Source organism: Salicibibacter cibarius (genome assembly GCF_016495725.1).
Classification (GTDB): domain Bacteria; phylum Bacillota; class Bacilli; order Bacillales; family Marinococcaceae; genus Salicibibacter; species Salicibibacter cibarius.
The window spans coordinates 2,678,637-2,702,702 of record NZ_CP054705.1; the positions used below are offsets into that span (position 1 = coordinate 2,678,637).

A 24,066-nucleotide genomic window follows, 5' to 3' on the forward strand; every position below is an offset into this window, starting at 1 on the left:
CTAACGCACCATATCCAAAATCGCGCTACTGACGAGTTCTCCATGCGTTTGAATCCTTTCCTCGCTGATCAAGTCTATCGTATCATAAGGCGTATGATACGTAGGTTCCAGCTCGCCTGTTCCGGGCTCTCTCCAACTAATATTCGCAGCATCAATGCCCACATCATAAAAAGATTCATGATCGGATGCCCCTCGTTCAAAAAGGGTGAGGGCATCGAAGTCTAACCTGTCCGCTGCAGCGTCTGCGTAGTCCCATACAACATTCGGTTCGCCGTCCACAACATTGACATTAAGGCTAGTCGCCTCTTCCCAGTCCGTTCCAACCATATCAAAGTTAAAATTGGCGGCACTGTTGTCAATTTCTGATTGGGACAATTCATCCACGTAGTGGCGAGAACCGTTTAAACCACCCTCTTCATAGCCAAAAGCAATGAATCTGATTTCTTTATCAACGGATATATCTTGCATGGTTCTCGCTAACTCAAGGATATGGGCTGTACCTGAAGCATTATCGTTGGCTCCAGGAGAAAATGCAACAGAATCATAGTGTGCGGTCACATACACAATCTCCGGATCTTCTATATCTTCCTCAGGTTCCTTTACGGCAATGACGTTTTGAGAAATTTCATCCGTCATTGTTTGTACGCTAAGGTTTACAGTCAATCCGTCCTCGGAAATCTCTGAACGCAATGTTTCACCATCTTCCTGTGTCACACCCACAACGGGTATATCAGCAGTTTCATCGGATAATCCAGGTCTGAAGGCCCGGAGATCATCCGTATCATCAGCAATAATCAACCCTACCGCTCCAGCTTCAGAGGCACGATTGGCGGCATCCAGGAAAGATGCTTCCCCTCTCTGGATGAGAGCTATGTTACCTTCAACCTCATCCGGAAAATCGTCTTCCTCGCCATAAGCAACATCAATAACATCAGCTGTGATACCTTCCTCATCCGTTTCCGCTGAACCTAATGCGCTCCGCAAAGGGACTTCGCCGTCACCGCTCGATACCATTGTTAATTGGTCTAAACGTTGTTCATCTTCCTCATCAATATTAAATTCTTGTACTTCAACCGGATAGCCAAGATCTTCAAACTCATTTTTAATATAATCAGCAGCCTCTTTTTCTTCATCCGTACCGGCATATCTCACGCCGATATCTTCGCTCAAATAGTCAATATGCTCGAGTGAGTTTTCAGCATCAAAGGCTAAGACGCCCCACTTTGCCATTAACTGATCGGCTGCATCTTGCAACGTTGTATAAGCATTCTCGGAGATTAACTCATCCTCGAATTGCTGGTCGAGTAAATCGTGGAATCCTTCCATGTGTTGAATAACTTTCTCCGCGTCCTCTTGATCTTCGTAATGACTGATGGATCCCAGGTGAGTGGTTAGAGCACGAACGGCTTCATCAGAGCTGAATTCTCCCGCTTCGTCGAGTTGTTCGATCATTTCTATCATGTCATCGGCTGTAACATCTTCCCGCGGTTCTGGTTCAAGGTGGTCATCTGGCGCATGTGGCGCTTCTTCTCCACCAATACCAACGCCTATATATGCATAGTCATTAACCATCCCAGGCGTTGAATGGGAGATCCCGACCTGCCCGCCGAACATCGTACTTTCCGTTGTCGTCACTTGCCATTCCTCTGGTTCTTCTTCACCATCTGGCCACATTTTCACCTGCAAAGCTTCCGCTTGTCTCTGTAACAACACGCGATACCAATTATCTTCTTCCAACTCAAATGGCAGTTCAGCAGAATCAAGCGTTTCAGTGCTTCCCCCGCTCCTTTGCATAATTCTTACGGAATTTTCGTCTGAGTCTGCGTCAGGCATTTGCGCATCGGCGTAGATAGCGTTCTCGCTTTCCGGGGCACCGGACATATGGAACCCGAGTTCGAACAAGGTCTCATGGATCTCGTCACCTCGAACGAGACCGAAAATTTGGGTATCCCCATAAATGTCACCAACCTCATCCGGCGTGAATCCGCGAATGCCCGATTCGGTGATGTGTTGTAAGCGATTGGGTTCATCCAATACCGTAAATTGATCTTCATCTCCTTGCCAGATCGGAGACCAATCGGCTGGCGCTTCCCCAACGTCATATTCTGTAAAGTCTGTGGAATATTGGTCAGGATCAGAGACATCAGGTGTATCCGGCCAATATTTCGGCAATTCGTAGAAATCATCACCATCGAGTTCATCGTCAACACTTCCATCCGCCATATGCTCCAAAATGCCCCATACCCCATCTTCTTGAATATCAATTAATTCCTGATCATAGGGTGTCTCAGGTTGCTGGCCAGGCATTTCGAATAAGACCGTGGCCGTTCCGTTAAGGGCAAAAGCATGTCTACCTTGACCGGGAAGGTCACGCGTCGAGTGATGCACGTAACGGGATAGTCCCGGCTCTACGTCACCCTCTGCTCGCTCATTAACGCCGTTGGCAGCAGCAAGCGCATAGCTGCGAGACTGGTCTTGATCCCATTCGGGATAGTCATCGGCGTACCTTGGATTATCATCCGGTCCCAACGCCGGGTAATCGATAGCAATTGTTACGTCTTCATCAGTACCTTCAATTTGATTTTGTGCTCCCATTTGATGAAGGTCAACATAAGCGTCCACATGGCCAAATTCATCCTGAAGGTCTTGATACAATTCCGTGAGTATTTGCGATTCGTTAGTTAAAAAGAATCCAAAATGTGCCGTTGTACCAGGAAGATCTTCAGCTTGCGGTTCATAATCGAGATCTGCGTTAAAATCGCGGTTGATATCAAATCCCGGGAAGTTTTCGTTAAAGTTCCAAGCCGGTTCTGCACCTTCGAGCTGAGGGTGGTTCTCTTCAACTTCATCCCAAGTAATATCATTTTGTCGTTGCACGAGCTCGGAACCGTCAGGATTAAACTTGGGTACAGTAACAATGGTGACTTCATTCAAAATAGTTTGAACATCATCGCTATCGCTGGTCCCAAGGGTGTCGAGTAATTGAATCAATGACTCAGTACCGAAATTTTCGTTTCCATGGATTTCACTCGTGATCAAAATGACTTGATCCCCGGATCCAATACGGGCGGAGTAGATATCACGGTCATTCTGTGATTGACCCAAGACGTCAATGTCTAGTTCGCCATCACTTTCCTCTTCAATTTGTTCCAGTTCCGGCAACAAATCATCATAACGGATAAAATCCTCAGGGTCGTATTCATCGTCCTCAGCAGTCATTGTTTCAGCCTCATCATCTTCAATTTCCTGAATTTCTTCGAGCGCTTCAATGGCTTCAACAGGATCGAAATCTTCTTCATCCTCGTTTTCTTGTGCATTCAAACCAGTTGCCGGTAACATTGATAAGAGAAAAGCAGCAGGTAACGTTTTTTTCCAACCAATTTTTTTCATAATAACCTCCTAAAGAGAATGGGCACGGGTAATTTTAACTTTAGAAAATAGAATTAGCACCTTCTTCTATTAATCTAGTTTCTATTCATTGACCAAAGTAATAATTTTCGTTTTTCTAATTATTTCTAGTATTTCTCCTAACCTTCCGTTTGCGTAGCTGTAAACATTCACTCAATGTCGTTTGAAAAATCACTTCGGCCAAATTGCCAGTATTATACAAAAAATGAATTTCCCGAAATCTTCTGTGTTATTTCCTTCTGCATCGATCACTGTGTAGTCGGCTTCCAACATCACCGTATCAATGTCGAGGGTCCCGTTGTTTTGCAGTTCAAAACCATGAATCATCGTATCTCCGGGCTGCAAGTTGTCCACTACCCTCCGATTAACGTTAAGCCGAAAACGGAACTCCTATGCCAAGCTATTGTTTGTTTCCCATTATGGATTCCTCCTTGTGACATTTTGATTATGTGAACGCCTCATCAGGTTGCTCGGAATTACCCCTGACGGGCGGCGACACCGGTTCTTCATTTTTCTTCGACGATTCGATCTATCGTTTGACTGGAAATTACCGCGATCGGGTGACAACGAATAACGTCAATAAATAAAATTGTTGTGAAACTGTTGATGACTTTTTGGTGACACGCCACATAGTATTTCATCACACCACGATAGAATATGGAACATTTATTCAATTTATTATATTAATAATATTGATTCTATTATTCTCCCTCCGATGGCCGCAGGAGGGAGTTTTTACTCCCATATGTGTAGGAGATCCTCAAAACCTCCTGGATGACTTGTTTCGCCGCTTCTTGATTTTCATAATGTGGGCAGCTGAACGGCGAGTATCAAGAAACCCCGATGTCTACATGCCCTTTATTTTGAGCGACCGGAATAAATCTAATTTATCCATTTTATAAATAAGTCTCTGTGATTTTCTATTTTTACTATCACTTTACAAAATTAATGGTTAATTGGGATTTTTAATATAATTGACTAAAATATTACCACTAAAAATATAGACCAAGAAATAACCTTGGGTTATATATTTATTATTTATGTTATTAATTGTTAAATATAGGTTCAAATACTCATATTTAAGAAAAGATAGTTGGCTGAATTGTGAAACTCATTTCCTATATCTCTTGTTATATAAATAATTCTTTATTACTTTTTATTATTTTTATCTTTCTATAAATCTTTTTATATTAATGGTTAGGCGATTTTATAACCTATGTTCTAATATATTTTCCAAAAAAAGGAGGATAGAACTATCCAAACTATAATAGTATTACAGTGAGGAAAGATCCACGAAGAATACTTATCCAAGATTGTGTCTGCAGGTAGTGCAGTTGTTATTTTATTTTTCAATCAATTGAGATTTTTTGTTTAAGGACGTTTCATTGATCTACTCCACCCCTCTCAGCATGCGGATAACACTCAGCTCTTCAATAATATCCAATGACTCATAGCTTGGATGCCCAACAGGTTGATAATGTACCTCTGTTGGCCCTGCCGAAACGGGCAATTCTGATGCCAAAATCTCCGAACGTACCGCTTTTCCGTCCTGTTTACTCGCTCTCTAGCGTTCGTCCCGTTACTGTCCCCTTTTTTACTGCAAGCTTGTTAAAAATAAGCATTATTGTTGTTTCCATATAGTTACATAATGTATTTATTGTAAATTACTTAATTGGTTATACAGGTATACCAAGCTATCGTTTCATCAAGAATATGATCTGTAACAACAGACCCGTTCCCAAGCTTCTTTGTGCATCAATCATTCTCCCATCCTCCGCCTTCGACATTTTCCTGCTCACTGGGATTGTTATACTTCTCTGTGTTTTCGGACACAATGGAGGTAAATCAGATAGCCTTATGTGAAAAATTGCATGTGGTATAATATGGAGGTTTATATGAAGGAAAGAGAGAGGCGCTTTGAGCAGAGTAGGAAAGAGTTGAAAGAAAAACAGAAGCAACGAAGGACCGAAATTGAAAAATCCAGGGCAAAAACAGCAAAGTTTCAAGCAAATCTCAGAAAGAAACTCATGGAAAAATAAGTTTCCTTCCCTAAAATAAAAAAGCCTCTTTAAATAAATAGAGGCTTTTTGTTCGTACTATTGTCCTGCTAACTCTTTGATACGTTTTTTAAACTCTTCTGTTTTCTTCTTGCTTTGTTCCAGCTCGTATTTTCTTTCTTCTTGACGTCGTTCAATCATTTTTTGTGTTTCTGATTTTTCCTTTCGATTGCGAATACTCTTTTTACGGGTTGTTGTCATAAGAACACACCCTTTCGCTTCTTATAGATTATATTTTCTATTCATCTCAATTAAGTTACAATGAGCCTCAATGACTTGATGAAAGTTCAGTTCCGATAGCAAAGCTTGTCCTTCTATTATATCTCCATGTCTTAAGATATTCAACTCACTATCCTTCTCCTTTGATCCCTTGTAAAAGGTTACTATCCAACTTTCACTTGAAGAGTGAATATTAACACGAAATGAAACCCCAATATCGCTTTCATAAATGCCGTCAGAATGAATGGTGTTGAACTGCTGGCTTGCTATGCTATTTGCATCGGTAACATACACTTTATTCGGTATATCTCCTCTTGGATAATACTGATACAGCAAATGTAATTCTTCGCCGTTCTTATCGAGATGGAAGATAGTATAGTGAAAATTCAAAAGATATAAGTGTTCAAAATCCAGCTTTTTTGCCTCAATAAGGCTAAAGTTTTCAGAAAGGTTTTTAACGAAATCACTTAACATGACGACATTTGATTCATTGCTTTCAAGTAGCTTTACATACTTATCTTTTTCATCTTGTATCTCATCGGTTCTCTTTGTAACTTCTTGATAAATTGCTTTTACAGCCTTGTCCCCACTGTTTCTCATCATATAATCAATGGTTGAAGAAAGGGATAATCCGTCATCTAAGAAGGGTTCGATAATGTTATACTCATTGCTCCGAATTCTTCTGTAGGCATCAATATGAAAAAAATAATCATTTTTCCAATTCGTCATTTGAACCAATGTGTACCCCACGGTCAAGAGGTACCAAACCAACAGAATAACCAACCAATAAGTCGTAGTATCTGTGATGTAGCCTTGTATTGCAAGTACAGTTGGAAGCGCCGGTACAGTTGCTAATAAAGCTAGCAAAATGGTGATGATGTTGATAACCGGCGTCACTTTAATTCTCGATTTCCCCAAAATCACCAAATTCCAAAGTTGTTTCAAAGGGTGATAAAGCAAAAGCGGCAACCACATGCGTTCCATTCCTCGCTTGTTTTTCACAACACGATAATTCCTTTTCGAGGCTTCTATTAGTGGGCTCAGATGCTCTTTTAGATGGTACATTTTATGGTCTAGGTTAGGCTCGTTACACATGGGCAAGCCTCCGATTTTTCTATATTATAACACATATGTTCGAGTTTTGTGATCGAAAACATGATAAGTGAAACATTCTTCGGCAAGAAGACAACAGCTCTTAGCTACATCACCGTAGATTGAAAAAAGAACATTCCAAAGATAAAGCACCTCTCCGGACATTGCAGTGTTTTCATCATTGCCCCAACCATCTACGCCAATTTATCTTAAGTGAAATAAAATCCATATTTACGTCCCCCATTATTGTTATTTATGCGTTTGATGATCTGTTTTGCCTATTTTAACTTGACATTATTTTAAAAAGGGTTAATATAAAATATGAAAGCGCATACATTTTATGTTAAAACTATTTTTAGGAAAGGAGCTTAAAAATGGACTTAGCTTTTATGTCTGTTGCTGAATTAGCATTAAAAATAAGGCGCCGCGAGCTTTCACCCGTCGAGATTGTAGAATCCACTATTAAACGAATAGAAAAGAGAAATGATCGTACAAATGCTTTTGTTCACTTAGCATTTGAGGAAGCAAGAGAAAAAGCGAAAAATACAGAAAAAGCTTTAATGTCAGGCGAAGCCATCGGACCACTGCATGGTATCCCTACTGCCATGAAAGATTTATTTGATTTTTATCCGGGATGGCCTACCACATTAGGTGGAATTCGAGTTCTTAAAGATAATTTAGATGATAAACATTGTGTCTATGCTGAGCGAATTGAGCAGGCGGGTTCCATAATTATGGGAAAAACGAATAGCCCCACGATGGGGCTGCGTGGCGTAACCGATAACTATTTATTCGGCCCTACACGTAATCCGTTTGATCTTTCAAAAAATAGCGGGGGTTCATCAGGTGGAAGTGCCGCGGCTGTAGCTGATGGATTAGTTCCGATAGCCGAAGGCACTGATGGTGGCGGTTCAATCCGCATCCCTGCATCGTGGTGCGGATTATATGGCTATAAGGCTTCTGTCGGAAGAGTCCCTTTTGTATCTCGCCCTAATGCATTCGGCAGCGGAAATATTTTTCTATTTGAAGGAACCTTAACAAGAAATGTTGAAGACGCAGCCATTGGATTAAATGCACTAAGTGGTTATCATTCAAGAGATCCGTTTAGCATCGATACGAATTCCAATTTTACTAGCATATTAGGTCGCTCCGTAAAAGGATTGAAAATTGCTTACAGTCCAAATTTTGATATTTTTCCTGTCGATAAAGAAGTTGAAAATGTTGTAAGCCATTCCGTAAAAACATTTGAAGAACTTGGTGCTCATGTTGAAGAAATCAATGTAGGGATTAATCATTCTCAACAAGAATTAAGCGATCTTTGGTGTAGATTGATGATTATCTCGAATATAGAAGCGTTTGAAGAATATAAAAAAGGCGGAATTGACCTTTTAGGTGATCATCGCGATGACCTTCCGCCAGAATATGTCAGTTGGCTTGAAAAGGGGTACAATATGGATATACATGACATCATCAAGGACCAGCGTATAAGGACAGAGTTATATGATGCCATTGAAAATATATTTGAAAAATACGACCTATTAATCACCCCTACTTTAGCGTCCCTACCCGTAGAAAACGCAGATAATGGTAATACTGTGGGGCCAACTCAAATTAATGGTGAAGAAGTGGATCCTTTAATTGGATGGTGCCTCACATATATTACTAATTTCACCGGACATCCATCAGCATCAGTTCCTGCTGGGCTATCAAATAGTAATTTGCCAATTGGAATGCAAATTATCGGTAAGAGGTACGCAGATGATGATGTTCTTTCGGCAAGTGCTGCATTTGAGAGAATAAAACCTTGGCATAACATCTACAACTTAACACAAAAAGAACCTGTTTAGAATACAGCAAAGACCGCCAGTGCATCCACACTATACGATCATCATTTCGTATTGTTCATTTGTTGCTACCAATTGAGTGGTCTTCTGTCAGGAAAGTGGACAAAAAACATTGGGTCTTTAGGAGGGGAGGGTTCCCCCAGAACATCTACCCATATCCGCCGCCTTCGACAGCTGTTTGGGTTCGTGGTGTGCATGTGATGGCGGCTGGGTGAAAAAAGATCAAAGAGTCATCAGCCGCATGCAAAGTTTACCACGAACCCATCGCCTCACACGGTCCTGCTATGAGGCCCCGAACCCATCATCAGGTATTAAAAGACTATATCCCAAAAAGTAGATCGTGCAACTATTGTGGGTGGCTCGTGATTATTACTTCGATATCATCGTCTTAATAACCCCAATAACCCTCTCCAATTCCTCCTTCGTCATATTCGACCCAGCAGGCAAGCACAGTCCATAACAGAACAGCTCATCCGACACATTCCACCCGCCCTCATGCGGATAATACTTCGTACCTTCAAAAACCAGCTGGAGATGCAGCGGTTTCCACACCGGCCGCGCCTCGATATTCTCCGCAGCCAACGCTTCAATCATCTCCAAATGACTCACGCCCGCCTTCTCGGTATTCACCGTCAACGCTGTCAGCCAGCGGTTCGACTTACTCCCCTCTAACTCAGGCATAAAAGCCACTCCAGGCACCCCACTCAACGCCTCATCATACCATTCAAACACAGCCCGCCGCTGCGCCACGCGCTCAGAGAATAATGTGAACCCATCAACCAGAAATTGTACATTTTTATCACAGGTGATGCGTCCTACCGGTTCATACCCTCTGATTTTTCTTATTTGAGCTTTTCGACTTCCTCAATATCTAATCCAGTTTCTTCCGCAACTTCTTCTGGGCTGATTTTTTTCTTCAGCATCACTTTGGCTAATTTTCTTGTAGTTTCTTCGACAGCTGCTTGCGCCGCTGCTTCTCTTTCTTGCTCAATTTCCTTCTCAATAATCCTTCCAACCTTCGTCATGCTTAACCACTCCCTTATCTTGGTAGAAAATTCATCATCTATAAATTTATCAGTTATTGTCAGTATACCGGCGATGACTTGGACTTGTTCCCGTTCATCCGGTATATTTCTTGCCAAATTAATGGATTCCCGTGCCATTTCTTCGCGAGACTTCGTACTGTTCATTAAAGGAAGAAAGCTCAACTTAATCAGTTCCTCATGAGTCAGTGGTTCATCTCTTTTTATTTTATCACTTATCTTCTCTAAGATCACGTCTCCATTATGCTCACTAAGCAGAGCAGCTCTTGACTGAACCCCTATATCCCCGGCGTTCAGGTGTTCTCCCACGCTGACCACATCGCTCGTGTATATCACCACGAGGCGAATGGCTCGGACCACTTTTTCCTCTTGATATTCTCGGTCTAAAATTCGCTGAGCGTAGTCGAGATATTTGATATGGTTTTCAACGATACGATTATCGCTCTCATATTCCAGCATAAGAACAGAGCCATCGTCCAACAGAAACTGTGTATCCGAGCGCCTTTCATCTGCCTGAACTTTCGGCATGGCCGTCGGTAATAATTGTCTGATTTTCGGCAATCCTTCAATGCCAAAGGCATCTAGCGTAGCGTCTTTGTAAAGTTCACTTAAAAACTTAAACAGCACATCTTTATTATGATATGAAATGCCTTCTGTCATAACTTTTCCTCCCCTTCGTTTAAAAGGGAATTTCGTTTGGATTCTTGACATCTTCATATCACACCGCGGATTAATTTGCGAACTTTTGCTACGATTAGTTACATAGTTTATTCTCACTCCAAAAGGGGTTACATACATTACCCTATCATCAATCGGTCCGTCAGCACTATTCATTCGAGGATACCTATCAACAGTACACACCGTTAGTGCATGGGATGCTTCAACGCCTCCGCATTCACAGCAACCATGAGGACTTTTTACAAGCAGGTTATATAGGACTTTAGCTTGCATACCAACACAAGGACCATTTCCCGCTTATGCCTTCCTTCGTGTCATAATGAAAGGTTGGCGATGCTAAGAAAGGGTGCTAACTATTACTACCGGCATTCCTTCAGATCCAATGATCAGGATCCTGTGGACATGGCCATGTCAGAATCCTATATAAGTTGAACTAAAGACCTTCTAGAATTTCGCCTGATTCCATTCTTACACACAGTCGGTCAATGACTTTCACGGGATCACTATTTTCCATGAACGTACCGACATTCTTGCGAATTTCAGCTACGGTATGATAGAAAACATTATTGATGACGTCGGCTTTCAGCCATTTCCAGAGCCCCTCGACAATATTGAGTTGTGGACTGTAGGGAGGCAAAAATGTAAATGTCAATCTTCCATTCATTTCTTGTAGAAAAGGATCAAGCAACCTGGCATGGTGAATCCTTGCATTGTCTAGAATCATGACAATGTTTCCCGTTGGATAGGCTTCTGTCACTTTTTTTAGGAAGGCGAGAAATTCTACGGCTGTATATTGCTCTTCTTCTTGCCACACGGTTTCTCCGGTGACGTAATCGACCGTAGCCAAAAGCTTCACACCCCGATGTTTACCGGTCGTTTTAATGATTCGTTGCTTTCCTTTGGCAAACCATGTTGATTGCAACGCCTGGTAATCACGGATCATGCTTTCATCTTCAAACAAAATATGATCAATTTCGCCGTTGTTCCATTTTTTTTACCTCTGGAAAGGTGGTTTCGACAAATGCTTTTTGCTTTTCTTCGTCAGCTGCAGCCAGCGTATACGTTGGCCTGGTGTAACTCAATCCTAATCGATGCATCATTTTCGATACACCGCGAATGGAGTATTCATGTCCGAATTCGCGATTGATGTACAAAGCAATAAGGCTCTAGCGTCCAATTAAATTTAGCCGGAAACACAACCTCATGAGGGAGGTAGTCAATGATGATTTGTTTTAATCGAGCCTGTTGTTCGTCATTTAATCGAGGCGGCTTTCCCGTTGAGAATTTCATGGTCAAACCATCGAGTCCATGTTCTTCATAGGATTTAATGTACGTTCGGATTGTTTTATCCGATCGGTTGAGAATGGTCGTCATTTGCTTAACGGAATATCCTTTCAGGTACAAACGAATGGTCTGATACCGTTCATACATCCGTCGTTTTTGTTCATGTTTAAGCCTATGCTCAACTTCTTGCAACTCTTCTATATTGGATTTCATCACAAATCACCGTCCAATCAGGGTATTTAAATATTCGACGTGTGATGGGTGAAAATCCTTCCAATTTGCTTAATAAAACTTTAGTTCATTCTATATAGATGTCAGACGTAGACACCTTAGCCCCATATTTGAATCAGTTATCCGACCGTGAACAACGCTGGGTCATCGAGCATGCCGTGCACGACCTATCCCCGCGCATGATTGCCGCCAAATACAACGTTTCCGTCGAAACAGTGAAAGGTTGGCGAAAAGAAGCACTAGAAAAACTAAGAAAATATGTAAAATAAAGCTACTGAGTAGGCGTAGTCATTACTGACTACGCCCCTCACAGATCCACACGTGCGGGTCTACGCATGTGGCTCCTCCCATTTATCCCGTTTAGAGATAAGTTTCTGATAGACAGATGTTAAGCTAACAAGGTTTAATCGCTGGAAGTAATCATTATCGAGAGCGACATGAACCATCGGACTCTTGGAACTTCGCCAAGCGAACATGCGAATCCCTCTCAGTTCATCTTCCTTCCATCCCTTGTTTCTTAATACACGATGGAGGTTTTTGACATAGCGCCAACTCCGTAGCTGTATCATGCGCAATCGACGGCGAACCCACGCATCCCATTTTCGAAATTTCCCTTTCACATGCCCATGTCCAAAGTAATTCGCCCATCCCCGAAGATAGGGGTTCAATCGGTTGTGAATGAGTGTTTCAAGATCAACGGTTTGATTCCGTCTTGTGATTTCCTTGACTTTCTTCTTAAACTTCGCTTCCTTCTTTGGGTCAATTCTTCGAATATGCTTGTAGAACTCAAAACCAAGAAATGTAAACGGTTCTTGCTTGACATCAACGACCTTCGTTTTCGTCGGATGCAACGCCAGACCCAAGTCATTCTCAAGGTAGCGGGTAACGCTTCTCATCACTCGTTCCGCTCCTTTTTGGCTTCGGCACAAAATGACGAAATCATCCGCAAACCGAACAATACGATGCCCGCGTTCCTTCATCAGCTCATCCAATTGGTTAAGGTAAATATTGGAAATTAATGGACTCAAGACGCCGCCTTGCGGAGCACCCAAAGGCGTGTCTTCATACAAATCCCCTTCCATGACACCTGCCCTCAAGATTTGCTGGATGAGTTGAATCACAGAACCATCTGTCACCCGTTTACGGATTTGAGCTTCCAATCGGTCATGCGGAATCGTGTCAAAGTAGCTTTGCAAGTCCGCATCGATCACATACGCGTATCCCTGTCGAAGATATTCACTCACTTGGTCCAGCGCCATGTGGGCACTGATAGTCGGGCGAAATCCATAACTGCACGGAAGGAAATCTTCTTCAAAGATCGGTTCAAGGATGTTTCGGATCGCCGCTTGGACCACTCGATCTTCCACCGTGGGGATACCGAGCGGACGCTTCTTCTTTCCATCCTCTTTCGTAATCATCTTTCGGCGGACAGGTTTGGGGCGATAACGTTTGTCTTTCAGCTTTTGCTGGAGCACTTCTAGATTGTCCTCCAGTTCTGCCTCATAGTCGCCAATTGTCACCTTGTCTACGCCGGGAGCTCCTCCGTTCTTCTTTACTTGAACGAAAGCGTCTCGTAGATTAGCCTTAGCGAACACTTTGTCGTACAAGCTGTACCACACGCGTCCTTTCATCGGTCTACGCTCCTTACGTCATTGCTTTCGGTTCCCTCGCTGTTTCTGTTTCCCCTTTGTTATGACACATCCGCAAGGCTAGTAGCTTTTCAGCAGTCCTTGCTTCTTTACCATAAGGCGGTGGACGGTGTACCCTTCTGTTCGACCCCGGCATCAGCCCCCTTGGCCATTTGTCCGGTTTCTGTCCACTTCCACAGACATCCGAAAGTCTACTCGCATTGATCTTCATGGGTCACGCCCTTCGCACGAAATCCCTGCCTTTTGAGCATAGGTTTCCAACTACAACGGTGTGCAGTTTCACTCATGTGCTGTCCTCGTTCCTGTTACCAGAAAGTCTTAGGCATGAGCTTCTTCACTACTATGGCGATCTCTGACTTCTCCCTCTCATCTTGATACCCTTGGCATAACCTTGCGATATCAATACCTCTATGAGGAAGCAGGGAGACCTCAATGGGTCACATCATACGCTTTCTCCCTAATCCAGCCCTCATAACACTTCGAGCTGCCAGCTATTCGGACTTCCTGTTTTCTTGCACAGTCATCCTGCTCTCGTGCCAACATGGGATTCAGCTCTGTTCAGGGATTTGCCTTCAGATCCTCCGCACGATACCTCACGGTCATCGCACTATCTGTTAGCTAATGCTTACCGGCTGTACGGCTGCATTCGGGACTTGCACCCTATAGCGGTATGTGCTGCCACTCGCGAAAGAAACAAACCGGCGGAGCGGCTGCCGGTTTGTTTCTTTTAGTTCCTCTAAGGAACACTGTTTCTTTAAGTTTCTGTGATTGTTCAATTGTAAAAATTGCATGATTGGTGAACAAAAGTGATGATGGAATGCTTATTTCGAAACAAGTCTATAACAACATCAAGGATAATTCCGGGATCAAAATGATAATCGCTAAGCATACCAACATTACAAATAAGAACGGAACAACACCTTTCACTAATGTTGGCACTCCTAACCCTGATACCCCCGAACCTACAAATAGATTTACACCCATCGGCGGAGTGATTAATCCAATGGATAATGCAACAACCATTAGTATCCCAAAATGGATGGGATCCAACCCAATTTCTAAAGCAATCGGTAAAAGAATCGGTGTAAAAATAATGACCGCTGCAGATGTATCAATAAAAAGTCCAACAAAAAGCAACAAAATTGCGATCAACAGTACGATTACGAATGGATTTTCAGATATGGAGACAAAAGCTTCTGCAAGTGCTTGCGGGATTCTCTCCATCGATAATATTGTTCCAAATGTATTAGCCGTTCCAATAATAAGCAATATCACCACAGAATTTAAAGCAGCATTAGCTATAATCGGTCGAAGATCGCTTACTCTTACCTCCCTGTGAAGGGTTAGGCTGACGATAGCTGAATATACAACAGCGATAACAGCTGCTTCCGTTGGTGTAAAAATGCCTCCGTATATACCTCCTAAGATGATAATAGGCACAAGCAGTGACCACTTTGCACTATAGATAGAGGTAAACATTTTCTTCAATGTGAACCTTTCATCGGTCCCAGAATAATTGTTCATTTTTGAATAAAGATATACCCAAGTTAACATAGCCAATCCTATGAATATACCTGGAAAAATTCCCCCGATAAACAAATCACCAATCGACTGGTTTCCGGAGACCCCATATATAACAAGTGGTATACTTGGTGGAATAATAATACCTAGTGATCCAGCAGCTACAATGACCGATGTCGCAAACTTTTTATCATACCCATGTGCCACCATTGCAGGAATCATAATACCACCAATAGCAGCAACAGTCGCTGGACCGGAACCTGAAATAGCAGCAAAGAACATGCATGTGATAACAGCTGCCATTGCAAAACCCCCGGTAAATCTACCCACAAACACATTTGCTATATCAAATAATCGTGTGGATATACCGCCCTTTCCCATAATTTCACCAGCAAGTATAAAGAAAGGAATAGCCATTAAGGCGAAATTATCAGTAGAGGTGACTAACCCCTGGGTTAAAAATGTGATTGATATATTATCCGAAAACATTGCAGTGACTATCCCCGATAGCCCTAAGGCGATCCCAATCGGAATGGTTAATATCAAAAACAGGAAAAAGCTTCCAAACAAAACAAGCGCTGTCTCTGTCATATCGCTTCCTCCTGTCCTTGTTCCTTATCATTATTACCGTGCGGATTTCGAAGTGTTTTCAATTGTTCAATGAGGTTCTGAATAAGGCGTATAATTGTCAAAACCATCCCAGTCACCGGTGCGGCGTAAACCCACTCCATTGGTATTTGCAATGCTGCGGATTCTCTGGTGATTCTCACCACTATATCTAATCCGTAATAAGTGATAACGACAGCAAATATAAGGAAACATACATTTGCGGTCACACCTATGATCACCTTTCCCTGTTTCTCAAACAACATGGAAAAAGCATCAACGCCCAAATGTCTATGTTTCTTAACACCATAACTTACACCGATATAAATCATCCAAATAAACGCATATCGTGCAATTTCTTCTGACCAAGGCAGTGAAGCACCGAGTACGTACCTCATCACAACCTGAGAAAAAATCACAATAACCGTAAAACAGCTGAGTATGATCAACAGATATTCTTCAAAATGTTCATCAAGCCACCTCAAAAGTTTCATATAAAATTTCCCCCCTATGGAACCAAAAACCGAATCTCCCTCTACTCGTTCGCTGCTTCGATTATTCGGTCTACCAATTCATCGCCATACGCCTGCCTGAAGGAATTATAAACAGGATCTATTTCGTCTTCGAACAGAGATGTGTCAGGCTCAACAATTTCCATTCCATCCTCTTCCAATTCCGCAAGCATTTTCTCCTCATTTTCTCTTTGTGTCTCCCTGTGGAACTGTGCAGCTTCTTCTGCACTGTTATTTAGAATCTCCTGTTCTTCCGTAGAGAGCGACTGCCAAAAATCTTCATTTATAGCTACCGGCAATGGCATGTATTGGTGTGATGTTAAGTTTAAATACTCTTGTACTTCCTGAAAATTACTCGTGTAAGCGTTTGCTATCGGGTTTTCCTGCGCATCCACAGTCCCCTGCTGCAATGCCGTGTATAATTCTCCGAATGCCATAGGAGTGGGGTTCGCACCCATAGCATTGAACGTACTTAGCGATATTGGAAATTCCGGTGTTCTTATGACTAGTCCACTTAAATCCTCAGGAGATTCAATGGGCCTATTAGATGTAACATGCCGAAATCCATTTTCAAAATAAGCAAGTATTCTCAAATCATCCTCCAGGAATAAGTCCGCCATATCTTGTCCAACTTCTCCATCTAAGACGTTCCATGCTTCTTCATAAGAGTCAAAAAGATACGGTAGTTCAAATACGCTTATTCGCTGATCATATTGGGTAAAGGCGGTGGCAGCAACCATTTGCAAATCATTTAACGTAACACTTTCAATCATTTCCGGTTCAGAGCCAAGCTGGGCATTTGGATACACCAAAACCTCCATTTCCCCTTGCGATTTTTCTTCCACCAGTTCTTTAAATTCCATCATCGCTAAATGTCTGTCATTCGTTTCTGCTTGCTCGTGGCCAACCCTTATAGTGGTAACATCATTCGTTATTGCGACATTATCAGAAGCGACAAAGGCCGCTACAATGCTGCCAGCTAATGATAAAGTCAAAAGGATCATTAAATAACGTGTAAACTTCAATATACATCACCCCATCCATGTTAACGTTTACATTCCCCGCAATCATCAGGGAGCATTTAGCAGAAGTTCAGTTTCTTCTTACTCGATACAAATAGGTAACTAAACTTCGAAATGCTTTCTGATAAAATTAATCGATATGTGAGCCACCATTGATATCCAATTCTTCTCCGGTAATATAACCTGCTTCTTCTGATACCAAAAATGCAATCGAATATGCAATATCCTCGACTTTCCCAACCCTGCCAAGCGGAATATCATTTTGTATGGCTTTTTTCTTTTCGTCCGTCAATAAGCCACTCGTAATTTCTGTTCCACCCACGAGTCCAGGGGCGACACTATTACAGGTGATTTGATATTTAGCAGCTTCTCTTGCAACTGCTTTTGTGAAACCAGTAACGCCAGCCTTTGCCGCCGAATAATGGGAACCGCCAAATATACCGCCGCCCCGTTTACCTGACACCGAACCTAAATTTACGATCCGACCGTAATTTTTTTCTTCCATATAGGGTAAAACAGCCTGAGTAAGAAAAAACACACCTTTCATATTTACATTGAATACGAGATCCCATTCATCCTCTGAAATCTCTGTCACGTTAGTTGGTCTTGATACCCCAGCATTATTTACAAGAATGTCTATCTTACCTAAATTTTCAGTGATTTCTTTAACACCCTGTTGGACACTTTTTTTATTTGTTACATCCATTGTAATTGAATGTGCGATGCCTCCGAGATCTTCTATCTCTCTAATCCCCGTTTGCAAACCATCCTCATTGATGTCAGAAAGGATAACTTCAGCTCCTTTTTTACTCAGCTGCCTGGCAATTTCCCTGCCTATTCCGCCTTCAGAACCTGCACCGGTGATAAGAGCAACACGACTTTCAAAATTCATCCTTAACCATCTCCCAGATCCATATCACATTTTTTATCTACAAGTTTTTTTAGTGAGAGGCAACTACTTCCCAATGTAGCTGCCTCCAGTTGTATAAACTATTCATTCAAAAATTCTTTTGAAACTTCCGAAATACCCTCGCCGTTTAACTTGTAATGCTGATACAAGTAATATGGCTTACCAATAAGTGCATACTCATCATGGAAACCGTGGCGTTTGAATTTACAGTTGATCCCTGATTCCATTAATATTTCAGCTACTGCACTGCCCAAACCACCCTGGACATTATGCTCTTCCACTGTCAAAATGGCGCCTGTTTCTTTTGCAGCATTATAAACGGCTTCATCATCCATGGGTTTAATCGTGTGCATGTCAATGACCCGAACAGATAGACCTTCTTCGGAAAGCTGGTCAGCAGCTTTTAAAGCTTCATTGACTTCAATTCCGCAAGCGATTATGGTTAAATTGGTCCCATCCCGCAGAATATTTGCTTGGCCTATTTTATTTTGTACTTCACTTGCTTCTTTTCGATAAACTGGTTCTTCACGTCCGCGACTAATCCTGAAGTAAATAGGACCCTCGTAGGTTTTGACGGATTCCTCGATCAATTCGGACAATGCCGCTCCGTCAGCAGGTGATATGACAGTCATGTTTGCCATCGCGCGTGTGATCGAGATATCCTCTGTCGCATGGTGGGAAGTACCATAGAAACCCATTGCTATTCCGGTATGTGTCCCGATTAAACGAACATTAAGATTCGGATAAGCAATAGCTGTCCGGATATTCTCAGCAGCAAGAACGCCTAAAAAGGAAGCGTACGTAGCGATAAATGGAGTTTTCCCAGTGCTGGCTAAACCGGCTGCTGCAGTAACCATATTCTTTTCAGCAAGTCCGAAGTTGAAGAAACGCTCCGGAAACTCCTTTCCGAAATCCCACAGTCTTGTTGGTTTTCCAAGATCGGCACACAGGGCGACGATTTCGGGATGCTCTTTTCCCAATTTCACTAATGTTTCACCGGCAGTTAATTGCTTTGACATTTCCATCCCTTTATAGAGTTCCCATGTATCCTTATGGAAAGTTGTGGTACCCATGTTTAAAAGCCTCCTTTTATTTCTTCAATTGCTTTTTGCTTATCATCTTCACCAAGGTTAGCAACGTGCCATTCATATCCATGTTCCATAAACGAGACACCTTTTCCGGCTACCGTATCGCAAATAATTGCTGTTGGAACATCAGAGCCAGGGGAAGGCAAGTGATCAAATGTTTCAACGAGCGCTTCCACATCATGTCCGTCTACTTCTACTACATTCCACCCGAAGCTTTTCCATTTTTCTTTAATCGGGTTAATGTCCATTAACTCTCCTGTAACACCGTCTACCGTTACTTTATTATCATCGACAATCGCAACCAAATTGCCTAATTTAAAATTCGCTGCACTCATTGCCGCTTCCCAAACTTGTCCTTCTTGAAGTTCTCCATCTCCCATTAAAATGTAGGATCTATAGTTTTCATTATCTACACGTGCACCGAGAGACATTCCAACTCCAACAGACAGACCGTGACCAATAGAACCGGAACTAAAGTCAATTCCATTTATTTTATTCATGTCAGGATGATCCCCGAATGGGCTCCCCACCTGTGTATACGTATCCAGCTCTTCTTTAGGAAAAAAACCAACATCTGCTAAAACTGGGTAAGCACCTACTGCCGCATGCCCTTTCCCCATAACAAAACGGTCTCTGCTACGCCATTTTGGATTTTTAGGATCATAATTTAATACTTTATAGTATAAAGTCGCAAATATTTCAGAACTTGAGAAAGAAGAACCGTAATGGCCGCTTTTTGCCAAAGCAACTAAACGAATCGTTTCAAGACGGGACATTTTTGCCTTTTCTTTAATCAAATCTATTTTTTCCTTTGAGACAGAAACTGTGTTATCCATGATAGCCCTCCTTAGGTTAATCGTTTAACCTGTTTGATTACATAATAGTGTGTAAGCGTTTTTTTGTCAATCAAAAGTTTGAAATAAATTTATAGGAAATAACATAAATCTACAATAAAAGCCTTTAATTGCACTTATTGATTCATGATTGCGGGTAAGGTAAAATAAATTAAAGAGATCTGATGGTAAAAGGTTTACCCCCCTTAGGAGGAACTATGAAAGTTACAATGAAGGATATCGCTAGAGAAGCAAATGTCTCTACCGCAACTGTTTCACATGTAATCAACGGTACAAAACAAATATCTGAAGAAAAGCACAAAAAAATTACAGCGATCATTAATAAGTATAATTACCTTCCCAATTCCACGGCGAAGAACCTTCGAAAAAATAAAACCATGACTGCGGGTCTAGTTGTATCCAGTTTTCCGGATTCATTTATCACAGAGATGGTCTACGGTGTGGAAGAACGAGCCAGAGAAATGGGTTATCAAATACTATTGGTGAACACAAATGAAAATAAATATTATGAAGAAGAAACCATTAATCTATTGTACTCTAAAATGGTTGATGGAATTATTCTTTCTCCAACTTCCAGTGATATTGGTTATTTAAATAAATACACAAATGATAACTTTCCAGTTGTGCTCGCCAATCGATATGACCCTATTGCCGAAAATGTGCCAAGGGTAACTGGGGACAATTATCAAACCGGTTATGACGCAACGATGCATCTTCTTGATCATGGTCATGAAAACATTGGCGTTATATACGCTGTACCAAATGTTTCAACGACCAGGGATCGATTGAATGGTTATAAAGATGCGTTATCAAAATATCATTTGCCCTTTCTTGAAGATAATTTGGAGCTCGGTTATGCAACCGTAAAGGGAGGGGAGAATGCTGCTAAATCCTTACTTGAAAGAACAGTAGGTATCACAGCAATATTTAGTCTTAACGACTTAATGACAATCGGGATCATATCAAAACTAAAAGAGCTGTCGATAAAAATACCAGAGGATATTGCCGTTATTGGGTTTGGAGATTTTGCTTCAGCTAATATTATAAACCCGCCAGTAACAAATATTGTGCAGCCCTCAGAAACAATCGGAAAAACAGCATTTGATACACTACTAAGTAAAATAAACAACCCGGAATACATGAAACATATTGAATTACCACCTTCCATGATCTTAAGAAAATCATGCGGGTGTTAAGTAAGAGCCAACAACCAGCGAGTGGTGATTGGAAGAGGATCATAGATATGCCGGTTGGCACATGATGGTGAGTCCTTTGGCATCGGACGGTAAAAATCTTGTCACTTATGGCACATTTCTTTGGCGGTATTCATTTCCCTTTATGTGGTAGTAGCGATACCTTCACTTTTTAAGCCATTAGCTTGGATAATTTTGGCTAATCAATGCCCATGAATTGAGGTGATTTAATGAGTAAAACAGCAAAATCGACAACTAAGCAAACAAAAATTCCTTGGCAATATAAGATAACCATAACAACAGGAGTTATTATTCTAAATGATTATCCCACTAGCTCAGAATGAGTGATCGTATCCGTTGAGGCACACAACGTCATTAAACGGCTGAACCATTCCCCTTTGAATTTTCGCCTGTTGAAACGATAGCAAAACTCGTCTAAGTAGGCTTGAAGGTGCTTAGCGTCAAGACCGTGAAAGGTTCCGCCCACAAATGCTTTGGCATTGGAAAACACGGTGTGCAGCCAATGTAAATGATCCGGTGTTTCTTTGACATCATACACCTGATACTCATGATTGAGCACCAGCCAACGCCCGATATGAACGGTAAGCATCGCTGCTGATCGTGGACCCTTGCACGATCCATTTCTCTGCAACTTTGACCAAGGTTTCCCCTTTGATATCAGGGGTCACTTCCATTTTTACATAGCGTGGATGGCCCTGGTTGGTCAACGACAACCCAACCAACACTTTGGTCTTTTCCGTGCCGCGACCGCGCTTTCCGCCTTCTGTGGGCGCACCAAAGTAAGCATCATCCAATTCAACAATACCGGCGAGGGGATATGCGGCATCGCGTTTTCTCATAGCCTGCCGGATTTTGTGAAGCATCAACCAAGCCGTTTTATAAGACACTTCAATGTCTCCCGAGAGCTTATGCGCGGAGATCCCTCTCTTATCATGAGCAATCATGTAGATAGCGATGAACCACTTGGTAAGATCGGTGCGCGTTTTCTCCATCACGGTTCCAACGGTGACGGTTGATTGATAGCGGCATGCTTTACATTCGTAAAGGCGGTGTTTCCGTGTTTTTGTCTCAAAATAAGCGCCATGGCCGCATGTCTCACAGCAGAATCCATCCTTCCACTTCAGGTTGAATAGGTGATCGTGACAAGCTTTTTCTGTCGGAAACTGTTTTTGAAAAGAGACAAAGCTCATCTGTTGATAGTTAGCCATTTTGCGCACCCATTCGAACGATTGTTTGTGATTATATTATATCACACGTACGTTCGTAAGAGTAGTTATTCTGAGCAAAAGGGATACTCATTTTGTTCTATTTCCTTTATAAGGGCTTCATGAGAAAAGTCCATCACATCCTTTCATTTTCGCAGGACATGATGGTCGGGAACAATATCCTCCATATCGATCGATTGAAACAAACAAGTTTGAACATACTTTTGCTTTGGCGATTGCATGGGTCAACCATCCTTACGTTATCGGTATTACTTGTTATATTCGACAATAAATAGCAAATTCCTGTCTATCACAACTCGACTTTTTCACCGGACTTCTAGCATTATTTCATTAATATATTCGACTTCAATACACCGTGAATATGCTATAATAAAAGTAACTAAACATGGCAAGGTGGCGTATTAATGAAATCAAAGGTGCTGAAACGAATCCCACTCGAACGACTCATGGACCTCAAGATCGATTACGCGTTCAAACAGCTTTTTGGCAATGAAAAAAACAAAGAGATTACCGTTGTATTTCTGAACGCCATTTTGCAAAAAACCGGTAGAAATCACATCATAGATATTTCGTTTGAAAACACGGAAGCAGGTGGAGAAGACCGTGATGATAAGCGTTCGAGGCTAGACTTGTTAGTGACGACCGATGCCGGTGAAGTCATTAATGTTGAGATTCAATTCACAAATCGGCATGACATGATTAAACGTTCCATGTATTATTGGGCAGGCACCTACCGCCGGTCTTTTAAAAAAAGGATGGCCTATAAAGAATTGCATCCGGTCATCGCCATTAACATTCTGAATTTTGATATCTTTGATAGAACCGATCGATTTCATACCACCTACCACTTATATGAAGACGAAGAAAACTTCCGATTGACCAATGACATGGAATTTCATTTTATCGAAATGCCCAAACTAATTAACGATTGGAAAGCCAATAAACTCGACCCATGGAATGATGTGCTTGCCCGCTGGCTGCTAATGCTCGGCATTATTGATCGCAAAAACGATAAGGTTTATGCTGACAAAAAATTATGGAAGGCAGGCTAAAACCGCCACGTCCTGTGGCAACGCCTGCAGAACCCACCTCCTGTGGGCCCGAGGTGATAGCCATGAAAGACGAAACTCTATACGATGCTTTCAACCACTGGGAAGAACTCAGCTCGACAAAGGAACAGCGTGTAGCCTACGAAGAGCGATCAAAAGAACTTATGGATCAAGAAGCCGCGGAACGAGAATACGAACTTCGAGTGCAAGAAGCTGAGGAAAGAGGAGAAGAAAGAGGGAAAGCCAAGGGGGAAGAACAAGGCAAAATAAAGGCAAATGAAGCGACTGCCCGGAGGTTATTAACAATGGGTATGGACGTTGAGACAGTAGCCAAAGGCTCGGGTCTTGACGTGAATAGAGTCATTGAAATCCAGCGGGAGATGCAATAACAGCTGAGAAAGGACGCCAGGATTTTCTTGGGGTCCTTTCCATATGATATGATGCAGTCGAAGATCCGTGCATGATCATCTCAACATCCGCTCAACAACCTCAATCACCCCTCCAACTCCTCCCCTTCCCCGACGGCAAACACAAACACACCCAAACAACTCGTCCGACA

Annotated in this window: 19 protein-coding genes and 2 pseudogenes; 6 read left to right on the forward strand and 15 right to left on the reverse strand. The window is 42.0% G+C overall.

Going from position 1 to position 24,066, the window contains the following annotated elements; all coding sequences use genetic code 11:
* Positions 1–3,390: a M28 family peptidase gene (locus HUG15_RS13695; RefSeq protein WP_200123642.1), complete on the reverse strand. Its 3,390-nt coding sequence runs from the start codon at positions 3,388–3,390 to the stop codon at positions 1–3.
* Positions 3,391–3,579: 189 nt separating this feature from the next.
* Positions 3,580–3,753 carry a CalY family protein gene (locus tag HUG15_RS13700; RefSeq protein WP_246516345.1) on the reverse strand — a complete coding sequence of 58 codons (174 nt, stop codon included), beginning with the start codon at positions 3,751–3,753 and terminating at the stop codon, positions 3,580–3,582.
* 1,550 nt (positions 3,754–5,303) lie between these two features.
* On the opposite strand from HUG15_RS13700, the gene HUG15_RS13705 reads away from it, so the two are divergent.
* Positions 5,304–5,447, forward strand: coding sequence for a hypothetical protein (locus HUG15_RS13705; protein WP_200123643.1), 144 nt, complete (start codon positions 5,304–5,306; stop codon positions 5,445–5,447).
* Positions 5,448–5,504: 57 nt separating this feature from the next.
* Here the strand turns inward: HUG15_RS13705 and HUG15_RS13710 are convergent, their stop codons facing one another.
* Both HUG15_RS13710 and HUG15_RS13715 read right to left on the reverse strand, forming a co-directional pair.
* A complete protein-coding gene (locus HUG15_RS13710) occupies positions 5,505–5,666 on the reverse strand; it encodes a hypothetical protein (protein ID WP_200084769.1) in 162 nt (53 codons plus the stop codon).
* 21 nt (positions 5,667–5,687) lie between these two features.
* Positions 5,688–6,779 (reverse strand): hypothetical protein, encoded by a 1,092-nt coding sequence (locus HUG15_RS13715; RefSeq protein ID WP_200123644.1) that lies wholly within the window; start codon positions 6,777–6,779, stop codon positions 5,688–5,690.
* A 371-nt stretch (positions 6,780–7,150) separates the two neighbouring features.
* On the opposite strand from HUG15_RS13715, the gene HUG15_RS13720 reads away from it, so the two are divergent.
* Positions 7,151–8,623: an amidase gene (locus HUG15_RS13720; protein ID WP_200123645.1), complete on the forward strand. Its 1,473-nt coding sequence runs from the start codon at positions 7,151–7,153 to the stop codon at positions 8,621–8,623.
* Between the two features lie 366 nt (positions 8,624–8,989).
* On the opposite strand, the gene HUG15_RS13725 is transcribed toward HUG15_RS13720, so the two are convergent.
* From HUG15_RS13725 to HUG15_RS13735, 3 genes and pseudogenes are all read right to left on the reverse strand, one after another.
* Positions 8,990–9,370, reverse strand: coding sequence for a DegT/DnrJ/EryC1/StrS family aminotransferase (locus tag HUG15_RS13725; RefSeq protein WP_343073117.1), 381 nt, complete (start codon positions 9,368–9,370; stop codon positions 8,990–8,992).
* Between the two features lie 92 nt (positions 9,371–9,462).
* On the reverse strand, positions 9,463–10,323 hold the full coding sequence (locus HUG15_RS13730; RefSeq protein ID WP_200123646.1) for an RpnC/YadD family protein: 861 nt from the start codon (positions 10,321–10,323) through the stop codon (positions 9,463–9,465).
* 451 nt (positions 10,324–10,774) lie between these two features.
* Positions 10,775–11,841: pseudogene (locus HUG15_RS13735) on the reverse strand (IS630 family transposase).
* Between the two features lie 95 nt (positions 11,842–11,936).
* Between HUG15_RS13735 and HUG15_RS13740 the strand changes: the two are divergent.
* A complete protein-coding gene (locus tag HUG15_RS13740; protein WP_200123647.1) occupies positions 11,937–12,125 on the forward strand; it encodes a sigma factor-like helix-turn-helix DNA-binding protein in 189 nt (62 codons plus the stop codon).
* Positions 12,126–12,185: 60 nt separating this feature from the next.
* Here the strand turns inward: HUG15_RS13740 and ltrA are convergent, their stop codons facing one another.
* From ltrA to HUG15_RS13780, 7 genes are all read right to left on the reverse strand, one after another.
* Positions 12,186–13,487: a group II intron reverse transcriptase/maturase gene (gene ltrA / locus HUG15_RS13745; RefSeq protein ID WP_200123648.1), complete on the reverse strand. Its 1,302-nt coding sequence runs from the start codon at positions 13,485–13,487 to the stop codon at positions 12,186–12,188.
* An 855-nt stretch (positions 13,488–14,342) separates the two neighbouring features.
* Positions 14,343–15,617 (reverse strand): TRAP transporter large permease, encoded by a 1,275-nt coding sequence (locus tag HUG15_RS13755; protein ID WP_200123650.1) that lies wholly within the window; start codon positions 15,615–15,617, stop codon positions 14,343–14,345.
* Positions 15,614–16,126, reverse strand: coding sequence for a TRAP transporter small permease (locus HUG15_RS13760; protein WP_200123651.1), 513 nt, complete (start codon positions 16,124–16,126; stop codon positions 15,614–15,616). Before HUG15_RS13760 ends, HUG15_RS13755 begins: the two co-directional genes overlap by 4 nt.
* A 41-nt stretch (positions 16,127–16,167) precedes the next feature.
* Positions 16,168–17,169: a TRAP transporter substrate-binding protein gene (locus HUG15_RS13765; protein WP_246516347.1), complete on the reverse strand. Its 1,002-nt coding sequence runs from the start codon at positions 17,167–17,169 to the stop codon at positions 16,168–16,170.
* A gap of 127 nt (positions 17,170–17,296) precedes the next feature.
* A complete protein-coding gene (locus HUG15_RS13770; RefSeq protein ID WP_200123653.1) occupies positions 17,297–18,058 on the reverse strand; it encodes an SDR family NAD(P)-dependent oxidoreductase in 762 nt (253 codons plus the stop codon).
* A gap of 98 nt (positions 18,059–18,156) precedes the next feature.
* On the reverse strand, positions 18,157–19,149 hold the full coding sequence (locus HUG15_RS13775; RefSeq protein ID WP_200123654.1) for a transketolase family protein: 993 nt from the start codon (positions 19,147–19,149) through the stop codon (positions 18,157–18,159).
* Between the two features lie 2 nt (positions 19,150–19,151).
* Complete coding sequence (locus HUG15_RS13780) at positions 19,152–20,000, reverse strand: transketolase (protein WP_200123655.1); 849 nt, start codon at positions 19,998–20,000, stop codon at positions 19,152–19,154.
* A gap of 215 nt (positions 20,001–20,215) precedes the next feature.
* On the opposite strand from HUG15_RS13780, the gene HUG15_RS13785 reads away from it, so the two are divergent.
* On the forward strand, positions 20,216–21,214 hold the full coding sequence (locus HUG15_RS13785; protein WP_200123656.1) for a LacI family DNA-binding transcriptional regulator: 999 nt from the start codon (positions 20,216–20,218) through the stop codon (positions 21,212–21,214).
* Positions 21,215–21,533: 319 nt separating this feature from the next.
* On the opposite strand, the pseudogene HUG15_RS13790 reads toward HUG15_RS13785, so the two are convergent.
* A pseudogene (locus tag HUG15_RS13790) lies at positions 21,534–22,440 on the reverse strand (IS1595 family transposase).
* Between the two features lie 422 nt (positions 22,441–22,862).
* Here HUG15_RS13790 and HUG15_RS23085 point away from each other — a divergent pair.
* Together HUG15_RS23085 and HUG15_RS23090 are read left to right on the forward strand one after the other, a co-directional pair.
* Positions 22,863–23,510: an Rpn family recombination-promoting nuclease/putative transposase gene (locus tag HUG15_RS23085; protein WP_246516348.1), complete on the forward strand. Its 648-nt coding sequence runs from the start codon at positions 22,863–22,865 to the stop codon at positions 23,508–23,510.
* Positions 23,511–23,572: 62 nt separating this feature from the next.
* A complete protein-coding gene (locus HUG15_RS23090) occupies positions 23,573–23,896 on the forward strand; it encodes a hypothetical protein (protein ID WP_246516349.1) in 324 nt (107 codons plus the stop codon).
* The last annotated feature ends 170 nt before the right edge of the window (positions 23,897–24,066 follow it).

Bases quoted from the DNA above. Each gene is read 5' to 3' on its own strand.
- HUG15_RS13715 (WP_200123644.1), bottom strand. From the start codon at position 6,779: ATGTGTAACGAGCCTAACCTAGACCATAAAATGTACCATCTAAAAGAG.
- HUG15_RS13710 (WP_200084769.1), bottom strand. From the start codon at position 5,666: ATGACAACAACCCGTAAAAAGAGTATTCGCAATCGAAAGGAAAAATCA.
- HUG15_RS13755 (WP_200123650.1), bottom strand. From the start codon at position 15,617: ATGACAGAGACAGCGCTTGTTTTGTTTGGAAGCTTTTTCCTGTTTTTG.
- HUG15_RS13775 (WP_200123654.1), bottom strand. From the start codon at position 19,149: ATGGGTACCACAACTTTCCATAAGGATACATGGGAACTCTATAAAGGG.
- HUG15_RS13770 (WP_200123653.1), bottom strand. From the start codon at position 18,058: ATGAATTTTGAAAGTCGTGTTGCTCTTATCACCGGTGCAGGTTCTGAA.
- HUG15_RS13740 (WP_200123647.1), top strand. From the start codon at position 11,937: ATGTCAGACGTAGACACCTTAGCCCCATATTTGAATCAGTTATCCGAC.
- HUG15_RS13780 (WP_200123655.1), bottom strand. From the start codon at position 20,000: ATGGATAACACAGTTTCTGTCTCAAAGGAAAAAATAGATTTGATTAAA.
- HUG15_RS23085 (WP_246516348.1), top strand. From the start codon at position 22,863: ATGAAATCAAAGGTGCTGAAACGAATCCCACTCGAACGACTCATGGAC.
- HUG15_RS13760 (WP_200123651.1), bottom strand. From the start codon at position 16,126: ATGAAACTTTTGAGGTGGCTTGATGAACATTTTGAAGAATATCTGTTG.
- HUG15_RS13695 (WP_200123642.1), bottom strand. From the start codon at position 3,390: ATGAAAAAAATTGGTTGGAAAAAAACGTTACCTGCTGCTTTTCTCTTA.
- ltrA (WP_200123648.1), bottom strand. From the start codon at position 13,487: ATGAAAGGACGCGTGTGGTACAGCTTGTACGACAAAGTGTTCGCTAAG.
- HUG15_RS13730 (WP_200123646.1), bottom strand. From the start codon at position 10,323: ATGACAGAAGGCATTTCATATCATAATAAAGATGTGCTGTTTAAGTTT.
- HUG15_RS13705 (WP_200123643.1), top strand. From the start codon at position 5,304: ATGAAGGAAAGAGAGAGGCGCTTTGAGCAGAGTAGGAAAGAGTTGAAA.
- HUG15_RS23090 (WP_246516349.1), top strand. From the start codon at position 23,573: ATGAAAGACGAAACTCTATACGATGCTTTCAACCACTGGGAAGAACTC.
- HUG15_RS13720 (WP_200123645.1), top strand. From the start codon at position 7,151: ATGGACTTAGCTTTTATGTCTGTTGCTGAATTAGCATTAAAAATAAGG.
- HUG15_RS13785 (WP_200123656.1), top strand. From the start codon at position 20,216: ATGAAAGTTACAATGAAGGATATCGCTAGAGAAGCAAATGTCTCTACC.